This window comes from Curtobacterium sp. NPDC090223, from assembly GCF_044746585.1.
Taxonomy (GTDB): domain Bacteria; phylum Actinomycetota; class Actinomycetes; order Actinomycetales; family Microbacteriaceae; genus Curtobacterium.
This window is the reverse complement of record NZ_JBIVCN010000002.1, coordinates 141426-154858: the sequence shown is the minus strand read 5'-3', so window position 1 is coordinate 154858 and position 13433 is coordinate 141426. Positions and strand designations below refer to the sequence as shown.

The window sequence follows — 13433 nt, the reverse complement described above, 5'->3', positions numbered from 1 at the left end:
GGAACTAGTGAAGTTGTGGCACGGTGGGCTCATGCAGAACACGCTGACGCAGCTCCGGCAGAACCCCGCCGAATGGCGCCGCCGCGGTCTGACCCCGCCGGACGTCATCCAGGCGATGGTCGAGCGCCGGCTGGCCGAACCCGGTCACCACGCCCCGGTGGGCGACCCCAGCTACGCGGACTTCTTCCGCGGCTGATCCGAGCGACGTCACCAGACGACCGACGGGAGGCGCGGTGCCAGCTGGCACCGTGCCTCCCATCGTTCCCGGTGTGGGCCCGGCGGCCGGCGGTCCGGTGGCGGCCCGGCGGCCGTCCGATAGACTCGGGTGGACCACCGACCCGACGGTCGCGTGAGGTCCTCCGCCAACGTGAGGAGAACCAGATGCCCGCAGCAGTGATCATCGGCGCCCAGTGGGGCGACGAGGGCAAGGGGAAGGCGACCGACCTCCTCGGCAGCCGCATCGACTACGTCGTCAAGTTCAACGGCGGCAACAACGCCGGGCACACCGTGGTCGTCGGCGGCGAGAAGTACGCGCTGCACCTGCTGCCGTCCGGCATCCTGACCCCCGGCGTCACGCCGGTCATCGGCAACGGCGTGGTCGTCGACATCGAGGTCCTGTTCCAGGAACTCGACGCGCTGAAGGCCCGCGGCGTCGACGTCTCCAAGCTCCGCGTCTCCGCGAACGCCCACGTCATCACGCACTACCACCGCACCATCGACAAGGTGACCGAGCGCTTCCTCGGCAAGCGGCAGATCGGCACCACCGGTCGTGGCATCGGCCCGACCTACGCGGACAAGATCAACCGCGTCGGCATCCGCATCCAGGACATCTTCGACGAGAACATCCTGCGCCAGAAGGTCGAGGCAGCACTCGACCAGAAGAACCACCTGCTCGTCAAGGTCTTCAACCGCCGCGCGATCGACCCGGAAGAGGTCGTCCAGTCGCTGCTGTCCTTCGCCGACCGGCTGCGCCCGATGGTGGCGGACACCGCGCTGGAGATCCACCGCGCGCTCGAGCGCGGCGAGACCGTCCTGTTCGAGGCCGGCCAGGCCACCATGCTCGACGTCGACCACGGCACCTACCCGTTCGTGACGTCCTCGTCCGCCACGGCCGGTGGCGCCGCGACCGGTTCGGGCATCGGCCCGGGCAAGCTCGAGCGCATCATCGGCATCGTCAAGGCGTACACGACCCGGGTCGGCGCCGGCCCGTTCCCGACCGAGCTGTTCGACGAATCGGGGGAGTTCCTCCGCGCCAACGGCTTCGAGTTCGGCACGACGACCGGTCGCCCGCGCCGCTGTGGCTGGTACGACGCCCCGATCGCCCGCTACACGGCGCGCATCAACGGCGTGACGGACTTCGTGCTCACGAAGCTCGACGTCCTCACGGGCCTGCCGACCATCCCGGTCTGCGTCGCGTACGACGTCGACCGCGAGCGCGTGGACGAGGTCCCCGTCTCCCAGTCGGACTTCCACCACGCGACCCCGATCTACGAGGAGTTCCCCGGCTGGACCGAGGACATCACCGGAGCCCGGTCGTTCGACGACCTGCCGAAGAACGCGCAGGACTACGTGCTCGCCGTCGAGGCGATGTCGGGTGCGCGCATCTCGGCGATCGGCGTCGGCCCCGGCCGGGACGCGATCGTCGTGCGGCACGACCTGCTCGGGACCGACGAGTCCTGACCGTGCGGATCCTGTTCGTCTGCAGTGGCAACCTCTGCCGGTCGCCGCTCGCGGAGCAGCTCCTCCGGGCGAAGCTGGGCCCGGCCGACTCGATCGCGGTCGAGTCGGCCGGCACGATCGCCCGAGACGGTGATGCGATGGACGCGCTCGCCGCGGCGCAGTCGGTGCGACTGGGCGGTGATCCGACGGCGCACCGCTCGCGCTCCCTCACCGAGTCGATCGCAGCCGGCGCGGACCTCGTGCTGACCGCGGAGCGATCGCACCGCGCCGACGTCGTGCGGTTGTCGCCGCGGGTGTCGAAGCGGGCGTTCACGATCAAGCAGTTCGCCCGGGTGCTCGACGGGCTCGAGCCGGGCGACCTCGCCGACGTCTCGTCCGCGGGCATGCTGGTCGACCGGGTCGCGCGGTTGCGGGGGACCGTCCCCCCGCCCGCGGAACCGGCCGACGACGACGTGGACGATCCGTACCGGCGTTCCGCCGCGACGCACGCGCGCGTCGCTGACGAGATCGAGCGCGCTCTCGCCACGATCTCCGACGCGCTCCGATCGGTCTCCTAGCGGCGCCCCGCCGTTCGGGCAGGGTCGGTGCGGCGGCCCGAGGGGTCTGTCCGTCGAACGCGGCCGCCGTCGGGGGACGTGTACCCCGGAAGTGCGACGGAACGCCCCGGGATTCCGGGGAGCGTTGGTGACCGGGTTGAGTGGGAGCCGAGAATCTGCGCGGGTGGATGGCGATCGCGCCCATCGAGGCTCTACGGTCATGAGAGCGCACGATGTACCCCGGAACGCGACAGGAGCAGCGCCATGAGCACGACCGCCAGCAGCACGATCACGCAGCGTGAATTGACCCTCGACACCGACACCGTCGACACGATCGCCGTGCTCGAAGCCGAGCAGGTCACCACGGCCCGCCCCGCCCGCGCGAAGCTCACGTGGACGCTGGAAGACGACGGCGAGTGGATCGCCAACTACGGCGGGTACTTCGGTGGCTCCGTCGACAAGCGCAGCGGCCGCTACGTCGCGTCCGACACCTTCGGGCTCGTCGTCGGGGCGTTCGACTCCCTCGAGGACGCCCAGGGGCACCTCGCCGACCGGCTGCACGTCATGCTGCCGCCGGTCATCCGTCCCGTCGACTAGTACCAGGAGAACAGCACCACCATGAGCATCGCCGGAACACATCGTCCCGCGACCCGGGCAGGACTCGACACCGAGACGATCAACGTCATCTCCGCCATCGAGGCCGAAGTCGTCACTGCCACGACCTCGACAGCAGCACGGCTCACCTGGTCGCGTCCGGACACCGGCCTCTGGGCCGCGAACTACGGCGGTTACTACGGGGGCACCGTCGACCAGCAGGGTACGCACTACTTCGTGTCGGACACCTTCGGGCAGTACGTCGGGGACTTCCGAACGCTCGACGTCGCCAAGGCAGCTCTCGCTGAACGACTGACCTCGGTCCTGCCGGACGTCGTCCGACCGGTCGCGTAACCGGAGCAGTCACGCCCCGTCGGTCACCGGCGGGGCGTTCGCACGTCCGTGGGCTCCACGTCGCTGCCCCGGTCCGACACGGCATCCTGACGTCCGTGCGACTCGGTGAGCGCCGGGGTCACCGGGGCCACGTGGCGACCACCGCCACCGCGTTGAAGAGCACGTGCGCCAGGATCGCTCCGCCGATCCTGTCGGTCATCGCCACGAGCGCGCCCGTCAACGCCCCCAGGAGGAACGTCGTCACGACGACCTGGAACCCGCCGACCGGGGTCGACGCCTCGCCGAGCAGCAGGTGCAGGAGCGCGAACAGGAACGCGGTCAGGAGCACGGCGAGGAACCGGGTCCGCGGCGTGAGCTCGGCGGCGAGACGGCGTTGGAACAGCCCGCGGAAGATCACCTCCTCGAGCACCGGGCTGACCAGGACGATCCCCACGGCCGAGACGACGAGGAGTCCGATGTCGGGGGTGCCGAGCGTGGGAGACGGGACGAGCCCGGTGCTCCCGGTGACGGCGATCGACAGGACCACGTCGACGACCCTGGCGATGATCACGATACCGACGGCGAAGACGACGTCCCCGAGATCGATCCGCAGCCGGGCGACCACCGTGGACCTCGTCGTGTGCCGGAGGACCCACCAGGCGCCGACCACCAGTGGGACCCACACGGCCGCGTCGGCGGCCAGTACCTGGGCGACGGGGGACGGGACACCCCCGGAACGCGTGATCGTCGCGACCACCCGAGCGAGGACGACTGCGGCCCCGATCGCGACGAGGAGGACGACGAGGTCGCGCTGGCGCGTCGTGTCACCCTCGTCGATGGGGGTTGCGGTCTCGGAGCGCATGGGGCAACCGTAGAGGACTGGACACCGTCTTCTGCCACAACAGCCGAGGAGCGCTCAAGCGTGTGGCAGTATTTGAGAGCCGTGAGCCGGGATGACCCTGGCGTACCTGTGACGGGACCACAGGAACGGACGTGATCGGGGAAGGCAAGCGCGTGGAACTCCGCGACTACATCACCGTGCTGCGCAAGGGATGGGTTCTCATCCTCGTGCTCGCACTCGTCGGCGTCGCCGCCGCAGCAGGGTTCTCCCTCCTCAAGAAGCCGGTGTACTCAGCTTCCGCGCAGGTCTTCGTGTCGACGGAGACCAGCGGGAGTGCGAGCGACCTCGCCCAGGGCAACACCTTCACGCAGCAGCGGGTGCTGACCTACTCGAACCTGGTGTCCACGCCGATCGTGCTCCTGCCGGTCATCTCCTCGCTCAAGCTCGACATGAACGCCGACCAGCTCGCGACGATGGTCACCGCGACGGCGCCCACCAGCACGACGCTCATCTCCATATCGGTGGACGACACCGACCCCGTGCAGGCGGCGGACATCGCGAACGCGACATCGCAGAGCCTGACCAACGTCGTGCAGGACATCGAGGCGACGGACGCGAACGGCACCAGCACCGTGAAGCTCACCCGGGTCAAGCAGGCTCAGGTCCCGAGCACCCCGGTCAGCCCGAACGTCCCCGTCAACGTGGTCCTCGGGCTGCTCGTCGGTCTCGCCGTCGGTGTCGGCATCGCGGTACTCCGGGAGACCCTCGACAACCGGGTGCGCACCGAGCCCGACGTCGCGAAGATCAGCGACAAGCCGGTGGTGGGTGGCATCGCGTTCGACAACAAGGCATCCGAGCGGCCCCTCATCGTGCAGGTGGACCCGCGGAGTCCACGGGCCGAGTCGTTCCGCACGCTCCGCACGAACCTGCAGTTCCTCGACCTCGGCACCGGTTCGCGGACCTTCGTCATGACGTCGTCGATGCAGTCCGAGGGCAAGAGCACCACGGTCGCGAACCTGGCGATCGCCCTGGACAGCGCCGGGTTCCGTGTCATCCTCGTCGACGCCGACCTGCGCCGCCCGCGCGTCGCCGAGTACATGGACGTCGACGGCAGCGCCGGTCTCACCGACGTGCTCATCGGCCGGGCGTCGCTGGAAGACGTCGCCCACCCGTGGGGCCGGGGCAACATGGTGGTCCTCCCCTCCGGGGCCATCCCCCCGAACCCCTCCGAGCTCCTCGGGTCGCGCGCGATGCAGGACCTGATCGCGACGCTGGAGCAGCAGTTCGACTACGTCCTGTTCGACGCACCACCGCTGCTGCCCGTCACCGACGCGGCGATCCTGTCGAAGAAGGCGTCCGGCGCGATCCTCGCCGTCGCGGCGGGCAAGACCCACAAGGGCCAGCTCGCAGCGGCGGTCGCATCGCTCGAGAACGTCGGTGCGCCGATCGCCGGCTTCGTGATCACGATGATGCCGACCAAGGGGCCGGGAGCATACGGTTACGGCCGGTACGGATACGGATACGGGTACGGCTCCGGCTTCGGTGATGACGACGGCTCGGCGCCGGTCGCGGTCACCCCGCCGAAGCGCCTCGGCAAGAAGCTCGGCGCCGTGCGTCGCGCGGAGCGCTGACGGGGCCGGGGCACATGCGTGTTCGTCGGGGGATCCGGGGCCTCGGCAGATCACTGCCGCGATCGACCTTCGTCCTGATCGCGACGGTGGTGGTCGCGCTGGTCCTGGTCGACGTCGTGCTGGTCGCGATCGCGCTCGGCCGCACGGCACCGGAGCAGCACGGACCGGCGGGCCCGATCCCGACCTTCACCAGCACCCCGTCGAGCACGGAGGTCCCGACGCCGGGCGTGAGCGGCACGCCGTCCGCCAGCGGGGACGGCGCAGCCGCCGTGTCCGGCCACCATCTGCTGTCCGCACTCGACAGCCTGGAGGCATGGCGAGCCTCCAGTGGGTCGTGTTCGGACGCACACGCGGTGCTGGAGCACACCGTGGACGGTGGGGCGACGTGGGTCGCTGTCGCCCTCGGCGACGACGTGCGCGCCGTGCGCGCCCTGCGCGCCACGACTGCCGGGCTGTCGGTCCTGGGCGTGATCGGTGACGACTGCGCGCCCACCGTCCGCACCAGCGTCGACGACGGCGTCACCTGGACCGACGGGAAGAGCGGTGCCGCAGGCGCCGGCATCGTCGACGCCGCGATCCAACTGTCCACCGGTCCGATCGAATCGCCCTGCGACGACCCGGTGGACGCCTACCAGGGGGAGTACACCAGCTTGGTGGCGTGCGAGCGGAAGGTCGAGTGGCGGGGTGGTGCAGGATCCTGGGTGGAACTGCCGCTGCCCGGGGTCCAGGGGATCGCGGACGCGGGCGACACATACACGCTCGCGCGCCTCGGATCGTCGACATGCGACGGCGTGCAGATCGCCAGCCTGCCGGCGGCGCGGTTGGACCCCGGTTCCCAGATCAGTCCGATCGGGTGCTGGAAGGACGGTGGGTCCGACGGTCCCGTCGCGATCGACCTGGCCGGCACGGCGCTGTGGGCATGGGCCGGAGACTCGGTGGCCGTGTCGGCGGACGGCGGCGCGTCGTGGTGAGCGGAGCCCGCCGATGACCGCCGGCGCGATCCGGTCACCCGGGGCGACCGGCGTCGCCGAGGACTGGAGCCGCCGCTACTCGCGCGGGGTGCTGCTCACGGACCTGCTCGCGTTGGTCTGGGTCGTGTTCGGTGTGCAAATCGCATGGCTCGGACTCGGCTCGAACCTCGCGACGAACACCGCGGACCTGAGCCTGAGCTACTTCGGCATCTCCGTCGTCGTGATCATCGTCTGGATGAGCGCTCTCGCCCTGTACGACACCCGTGGTGATCGCGTGATCGGCGTCGGCAGCATGGAGTACCGGCTCGTCGCGGACTCGAGCGTGCGGGTGTTCGGACTGCTGGCGATCGCCGCGTTCCTGCTGCACGTCGACCTGGCGCGCGGGTACGTCCTGATCGCGTTCCCCATCGGCATCCTGGTGCTGCTGCTCTCCCGCTGGATGTGGCGGCAGTGGCTCGTGGCGCAGCGAAAGCACGGCGCGTACTCGGCGAAGGTCCTGCTGGTCGGGTCGCCGGCGAGCGTGCTGCACATCGGACGCGAACTCGGTCGTTCTCCCGAGGCCGGCTACCGCGTCGTCGGGGCAGCCGTCTCGACGGGACACCGCGGGCTGCTGCCGGGCTCCACGATCGAGAGCCTCGGGGGATTCGACGACCTCGGCGATGCACTGCTCGTGACCGGTGCGGACACGGTCGTCATCACCAGCTCGGACGATCTTCCGCCCGAGCGGGTCCGGCAGCTGAGCTGGTCGCTCGAGCCCGGCCGGCAGCACCTGGTCGTCGCGCCGAGCCTGACCGACATCGGTGGGCCGCGCATCCACACACGCCCGGTGCAGGGGCTGCCGCTCATCCATGTCGAGATGCCGACCTATTCGGGCCGGAAGCTCTACACGAAGCGGGCGTTCGACCTGGTCGGATCAGCGATGCTCCTCATCGTGCTGTCGCCGCTCATGCTCGTCCTCACATTGCTCGTGAAGGCCACGTCCACGGGCCCGGTCTTCTTCCGACAGGAACGCGTCGGGCTGAACGGCAGCACCTTCTTCATGGTGAAGTTCCGCTCGATGGTCGTCGACGCGGAGGATCGTCTGCAGGAGCTCAGCGGCCTGGACCGGGCCGAGGGCAACGACGTCCTGTTCAAGATGCGGAACGACCCGCGCGTGACGCGGGTCGGTGCCTTCATGCGGCGATTCAGCTTGGACGAGGTGCCGCAGCTGTTCAACGTCTTCCTCGGCAACATGTCGCTCGTCGGGCCCCGTCCGCCGCTCGCTCGCGAGGTCGAGCGCTACGACGTGCACGTGCACCGACGGTTCCTGGTGAAGCCGGGGATGACCGGGCTCTGGCAGGTCAGCGGGCGGTCGGACCTGTCATGGGAGGACTCGGTGCGGTTGGATCTGTTCTACGTGGAGAACTGGTCCGTCGTCGGCGACGCGGTGATCCTGTGGAAGACGTTCCGTGCGGTGGCCCGGAGTAGCGGGGCCTACTGATGCAGGTGACCAAGAGCGATGGTGGCCATCGTGGGCTTGCCGGCGTGCTCAGCAGCGCTGGAGCAGGGGTTGCCGGACTGATCGCAGGTATCGTCCTGCTTCCGATCGTCATCAGTACGGTCTCTGCCGAGCAGTACGGCATCTGGCTTGTGGTCTCCGCGATCGCGCAGTACCTGAACTACGCAGATCTCGGTGTCGGTACAGCAGTAGTGCATTTCGGGTCGCGCGCGCGGGCCGGCGGGGAACAGAGGACGCTCGGCGAGTTCTTGCAAGCCGGCTTGATCTGGAACACGATGGCAATGGCGGTGGTCGTGCCTGTCTTCGCCGTCATCGCATGCCTGTACCTCTGGTCATCGAAAGCCGAGCGGGTCCTTTCGCCCCACGAATCGGTCGGGCTGCTCGTCATCGGACTGGTGATGTTGAGTGCGCTGCTCCTGAAACCGTTCGGATCGGCCCTGAACGGCGCCGGACTACTTCCCATCGAACGGCGAAACCAAGGCATCGGTGTCGTCGTGCGAGTCGCGCTGACGCTCGTGGCGTGCCTGGTCTTCCATGACATCGTCTTCGTGGCGACAGCGGAAGCGGTCGCGGTACTCGTCCCGGTCTGCCTGTCCTGGGCCCAGGTCCGGAAACGCAAACTGGCACCGATGCGCTGGACAGGATTCCCCTCATCGACGTTGCGGTACATGCTCTCCTACAGCGTCCGCTCCTTCGCGGTCAACGCCGTCGGTGCGCTCTTATTGCAAGCCGGCACGATCGCTGCGGGCGTGACGCTTCGTCCACAGGACGTCACGTACTACAACGCAGCGTTCCGCGTCTACACAAGTGTTCGCCAGCTCATCGGCTGGGCCAACGACCCCTTCCGACCCGCGTTGAGCCGCATCAACGTGGCCGCTCCTGCCGAGGCCGGCAGAGCGCTGATGGCCATTTGTTTCGTGACGCTGTCGCTCAGTGTCGTCGGATGCGCTGTCCTGATGCTCGCCGGACGAGACCTGGTGCGGCTGTGGTTGGGACCGGATGTCCCGGTCGGAGCGATCGCTCTCACCATGGTGGTGCTCTTGGTCGGTTTGATGGTCAATGCGGTCCATCTCCCGCTCATCCCCGCTGCGGACGCTGCAGGAGCGCCTGGCGCTTTCTTCGTTCCGCAGCTCATCTGGATGCTCATGACGGTCGTGGGCTCTCTCTCGTTGGGGGCGCTGCTCGGGCTGCCCGGCATCGCGCTCGGACTGACACTGCCACTCGTCGTGATCGAGCCCTTCTACCTGGTACGCGCTGCTGGAGTGTTGGGCTTCACTGTTCGCGGATGGATGCGAGCAGTCGGGGTCCCCGTCGTGCTGCTGGCAGCTGGTGGAGCCGTGATGACGGGAGCCACCGCGGTGGCCTGCCGGCTCGGTCAGGTGTCGACCTCGGGATTCGCCGAAGCGGTCGCGTTCCTCGTCGGTAGCGGGATCGTGGCCGTACTCATGAGGAAGAAGTTGCCGTGGCAGAGCTTCGTGACGATGGGGAGGCTCGAACTGTGAACTCGCACGGCATCGATGACTGGAGCCCACCGGCGAACCTGGCGGAGCTCCGCGCTGAGACGCGTTCTACACTTTCTTCGCTCTTGGGTGAACACCGGACTGTGGCGCTGCTCGATTTCCCGAATCACCAGAACGTCGGCGACTCGATGATCTGGCGAGGGGAACTCGAACACCTTCATGCGATCGGCGTGCGAGTGAGGTACCAGTCGGATCTCCAGCGATTCTCCCGCGAGCTCCTCCTTCGTGCAGTGCCGAGCGGACCGATCTTGCTGCACGGCGGGGGGAACTTCGGTGATCTCTGGCCCGAGTTCCAGCGATTCCGCGAGCGCATCGTCCGTCTCTTCCCAGGGCGTCCGATCATCCAGTTGCCACAGTCGATCGAATTCCGGGATCCCGAGGCAGCCGAGGCAGCGAATCGGATCTTCGGGCAGCACGGCGACTTCCATCTCCTCGTCCGTGATCGGCAGTCGCACGAACGAGCCCGAGCGATGCTGCCGGATGTTCAGAGCTCCTTCTGTCACGACGCCGCTCTCGGCTGGGAGCCGCGAGCCACGGCCCCCGAAGGCGCCCACGAGCGGGACATCCTGATCCTGGCTCGCCGCGACCACGAGCGCGGTACGGGCATCACCCACTTCGTGCAACCTGTCCCCGGTGCTGATGCGTTGATCGCGGACTGGGGACTCCATGGCATCGACGCGATCCTGTGGCGTTTGGCGAGGTCGCCGCTCGGCATGGCTCGAGCATTCCCGAAGCTGGCGTCTGCGCGCGCGTACTACCCGGCGCTCAGGCTCTCGTACGCGGCGCTGGCGGCGCTGAACATCCGGGCCGGAGTGCGGCTGTTCAGGACGAGGCGGCTGATCGCCACGGACCGTCTGCACGCCCATGTGCTCGCGCTCTTGCTCGACAAGCCGCACGTGGTTTCTGACAACTCATACGGGAAGATCGCCGGGGTGATGGAGGCGAGTACGGGTCGACTGGGAGAGTTCTTGTTCGTTGCCGACGAGGCTGACGTTGTGACCACGACTGCATGGGTCCGGGAGCGGTTGCAACAGGAACCCGCGCCCGAGCGAGGAGGACGGTGATGGCAGCCACCCGGCTGAACGTGGTCTTCGCGCAGGGCCGAGATGTGCCCGCATGGGAGCGACGCCATGCCGACGGCCTCACCCCCGACCGTTGGCCCTATGGCCTGGACGGTCTGTCGAGGTACTTCTCGCGAGCCGATGCGCGAGAAGTCGGGCGGCTCCGTCCGATCCGGCTTCTGCGCGCATTGCTCGTTCGAACGCCCTCCCGACCCCGGGGAGGCGAGATCACCGTGTCCTTGAGCTGGGAAGAGGACGTGGCGCTCCGGATGCTCGAGCAGGTGCCTGCCGACATCACGATGAGCGGAGTCATCTGGGCCACCGACGCCGCGACGACCCTTCCGGCGAAGCTCAAGCGATACCTCTCCCGCCAGGCACTTCGGCGGATGGACCTGGTCTGGACGCTGAGCGAGCCGCAGGTCGAGATCGTCGAGCGATGGCTCGGTACCGATGGGCCGCCCGTGCGCTACCTCCGATTCGGGGTCGATCACGAGTTCTACGCAGAGCAGCCCTTCCCGACACGTCCGATGCTCTTCAGCGCGGGAGGCGATAGAGACCGCGACCCCGAAACGCTGTTCAGGGCTCTTGCGATCGTGCGCAGGGAGCGTCCGGACGTCGAAGTCCTGGTCCAGTCTCGAACCGCCCTGCGGCCACCCGATGGGGTCCAGGTCGTCCCGTACATGACACACGTCCAGCTCCGAGAAGCGTACGGCCGCGCGTCCGTGGTGGCCATCGCCACCCGTCCGAACCAGCACGCCTCGGGCATGACCGTCTCGCTCGAGGCGATGGCGGTTGGGCGTCCCGTTGTGATCACCGACACACCTGGCATCAGTGACTACGTGCGCAACGAAGAGACCGGATACCTCGTGCGGCCTGGTGATCACAGACCGCTCGCGCGAAGGATACTGGCGCTTCTCAGCGACCCAGCAGGCGCTGCTGCCATGGGACGGCGAGCGCGCTGTCGAGTACTCGACGACTTCACCTCTTTCCGGATGGCTGAGGAGCTCGCGGCGCTTGTGAAGTTCGTTCGGCGTGACGGATGACACGCCAGCGGTTCTGCCGAGGTGTGCGTGCGGATGATGGATCGAGCCGACGACCTCGGCCAGGGCAGGTCGGCGCAGGACCGTGATCTTCGGTCCTCGTGCGGATGAGCGAAGGATCTGCCCGCGCCGGTTGCAGCAGCAACGGCGGAAACTGCTCGCCATAGTTGCCGCAGCTGCGTCCATCGTCGTCCCTGGGAGTGTTCGCTGGTCCAGGTCGAGCCGCGATCGTCATCGATCGGCAAGGGCTCCGGCGATCTCCGCGGGGGTATCGGACCTGATCTCTGGGTCAGTGGACGCCACGAGAGCACCCAGTAAACCGCCGAAGAGCAGCGCAGAGTTCGTGCTGAGCGCGACGGGCGCTACGAACGAGACCGCCAGCATCGCGACGAATGCGGCGGCGAGAGCGAGAGTTCTGTCAGTCGGCTGGCGCAGCGATCGCCACAATGGGCTTGCGATTGCCAGAATCAGCATGCCTACGCTCAGCACTCCGCCCTTGACTGCAAGCCACCCGTAAAAGTTGTGCGCGAAATACGGTGCGTAGTCCAGTAGGAAAGTCGCAGTGCCTGCGGATGGTTTGTATGCATATCCAAAGCCGTGCCCGAAGACCGGGGAGGTCACGAAGCTCTGCCAGAGGTAAGCATTCTCCAGCGAGCGGAACTGAATAGAGGGGTCGGCGGCTTGCACAGAGGAGTTCAAGCCGTTGATGACCCGGTCGCTGTAGCTGTGCACCTGCGTGTTGATGAAATCCCCGCCCGGGAGCTGGGCCAAAACTGGTCCCAGGAGTACGAGCAGAGCGAAGGCCGCAAATGTGGAGAAGACGATGCCAGACCCACGCATGAATGCATTGATCGTACGAGTGGCGAGTACCGCAAACAGCACGGCTACCGCGGCGGCGAGGATCGAGTTTCGCGAGAAGCTGAGGATCACGATGATGAGCGCCGGGGTGGTGAGCGCCCAGGAGTCGCGGACGCGAATCCGTCCGGCGATCGCCATGGCGACGACCGCGCAAAGAACCGCCAACGCGGGAAACGTCGCCTCTGTCAATAGTCGGGTTGCAGCACTGGCGTCCCCCGATTGAGAAGTGAGCGAGGCGTCTTCGGTGCGACCGCCGATCTCCAGCCCGGTCGTAGCGCCGGCAAGAGTCACCAGCGCCGAGATCCACAAGACCCACGTGAGCACCCGATAACAGCGGGAAGCAATTGGCGTACCGAGCACACGCGCGGCAACCACGATGGCCGCAGCGCACTCGAGAAGTGGGCGGATGTCGTAGAGGACCTTCGCGAGGGGGTTGTGGAACCCGATCCCGACCAGCAGGGCGATCACGACTGACCCCGCGAACGCAAGCGCGGTGAGGTTCGCACGCCGCGTACCCGGGAGCGCGACAACGGCGTACATCACTGCCACGGCAAGGAACGGCTCGTGGGCATGGAGGGTCAAGCCTGCGACATCGTAGGTGGTCGGCAGAGCAGCAGGAAGCGCGATGCTGGACAAGATCAGCGCCAAGTAGATTGACCAAGCAGGTCTACGCACGAGCAGAAGCACCACACCGACGCCGAGTACAGCGATCAGAGCCACCGGCGACGCGACGATTGCCCAAGCAGCCACCGCTGTCCCGACGACCCCTCCGAATCCGGTGAGGATCTTCTGCACAGCGCGAGACTACAGGTAGCGATATCTCCTCAGTACCCCACGCGGCGTACTGCGCGTCCTCTATGCTTCGGAGCA

At 67.7% G+C, this 13433-nt stretch carries 13 protein-coding genes; 11 read left to right on the top strand and 2 right to left on the bottom strand.

The features are described from left to right. Nucleotides 1-31: 31 nt before the first annotated feature. The 5 genes from ACIPJY_RS05335 (at nt 32) to ACIPJY_RS05315 (ending at nt 3164) form a co-directional block, all read left to right on the top strand. Nucleotides 32-196, top strand: a complete 165-nt coding sequence (locus ACIPJY_RS05335; protein WP_165931285.1) for a hypothetical protein — start codon at nt 32-34, stop codon at nt 194-196. 185 nt (nt 197-381) lie between these two features. Continuing rightward, on the top strand, nt 382-1680 hold the full coding sequence (locus tag ACIPJY_RS05330; protein ID WP_400463320.1) for an adenylosuccinate synthase: 1299 nt from the start codon (nt 382-384) through the stop codon (nt 1678-1680). 2 nt (nt 1681-1682) lie between these two features. Continuing rightward, entirely contained in the window at nt 1683-2237 is a 555-nt protein-coding gene (locus ACIPJY_RS05325) for a low molecular weight phosphatase family protein (RefSeq protein WP_400463317.1), read from the top strand. A 243-nt stretch (nt 2238-2480) separates the two neighbouring features. Further along, nucleotides 2481-2813, top strand: coding sequence for a hypothetical protein (locus ACIPJY_RS05320; RefSeq protein WP_400463314.1), 333 nt, complete (start codon nt 2481-2483; stop codon nt 2811-2813). A gap of 21 nt (nt 2814-2834) precedes the next feature. After that, nucleotides 2835-3164, top strand: a complete 330-nt coding sequence (locus tag ACIPJY_RS05315; protein ID WP_400463311.1) for a hypothetical protein — start codon at nt 2835-2837, stop codon at nt 3162-3164. A gap of 118 nt (nt 3165-3282) precedes the next feature. On the opposite strand, the gene ACIPJY_RS05310 is transcribed toward ACIPJY_RS05315, so the two are convergent. Next, nucleotides 3283-4005: a lysostaphin resistance A-like protein gene (locus ACIPJY_RS05310; RefSeq protein WP_400463309.1), complete on the bottom strand. Its 723-nt coding sequence runs from the start codon at nt 4003-4005 to the stop codon at nt 3283-3285. A gap of 131 nt (nt 4006-4136) precedes the next feature. Here ACIPJY_RS05310 and ACIPJY_RS05305 point away from each other — a divergent pair, with 131 nt between their 5' ends. Genes ACIPJY_RS05305 through ACIPJY_RS05280 form a run of 6 tightly spaced genes read left to right on the top strand, consistent with a single transcriptional unit; the run spans nt 4137 to nt 11708 of the window. Further along, a complete protein-coding gene (locus tag ACIPJY_RS05305; protein ID WP_400463306.1) occupies nt 4137-5615 on the top strand; it encodes a polysaccharide biosynthesis tyrosine autokinase in 1479 nt (492 codons plus the stop codon). 14 nt (nt 5616-5629) lie between these two features. Then, entirely contained in the window at nt 5630-6586 is a 957-nt protein-coding gene (locus ACIPJY_RS05300) for a hypothetical protein (protein WP_400463303.1), read from the top strand. A 13-nt stretch (nt 6587-6599) separates the two neighbouring features. Next, on the top strand, nt 6600-8066 hold the full coding sequence (locus tag ACIPJY_RS05295) for a sugar transferase (RefSeq protein ID WP_400463300.1): 1467 nt from the start codon (nt 6600-6602) through the stop codon (nt 8064-8066). Beyond that, nucleotides 8066-9586 carry a lipopolysaccharide biosynthesis protein gene (locus ACIPJY_RS05290; protein WP_400463297.1) on the top strand — a complete coding sequence of 507 codons (1521 nt, stop codon included), beginning with the start codon at nt 8066-8068 and terminating at the stop codon, nt 9584-9586. Before ACIPJY_RS05295 ends, ACIPJY_RS05290 begins: the two co-directional genes overlap by 1 nt. Further along, nucleotides 9583-10668, top strand: a complete 1086-nt coding sequence (locus tag ACIPJY_RS05285; RefSeq protein ID WP_400463294.1) for a polysaccharide pyruvyl transferase family protein — start codon at nt 9583-9585, stop codon at nt 10666-10668. The genes ACIPJY_RS05290 and ACIPJY_RS05285 overlap by 4 nt, the downstream gene beginning before the upstream one ends. Next, nucleotides 10668-11708, top strand: coding sequence for a glycosyltransferase family 4 protein (locus ACIPJY_RS05280; RefSeq protein WP_400463291.1), 1041 nt, complete (start codon nt 10668-10670; stop codon nt 11706-11708). Before ACIPJY_RS05285 ends, ACIPJY_RS05280 begins: the two co-directional genes overlap by 1 nt. A 228-nt stretch (nt 11709-11936) precedes the next feature. On the opposite strand, the gene ACIPJY_RS05275 is transcribed toward ACIPJY_RS05280, so the two are convergent. Then, entirely contained in the window at nt 11937-13358 is a 1422-nt protein-coding gene (locus tag ACIPJY_RS05275) for an O-antigen ligase family protein (protein WP_400463288.1), read from the bottom strand. Nucleotides 13359-13433: the final 75 nt, after the last annotated feature.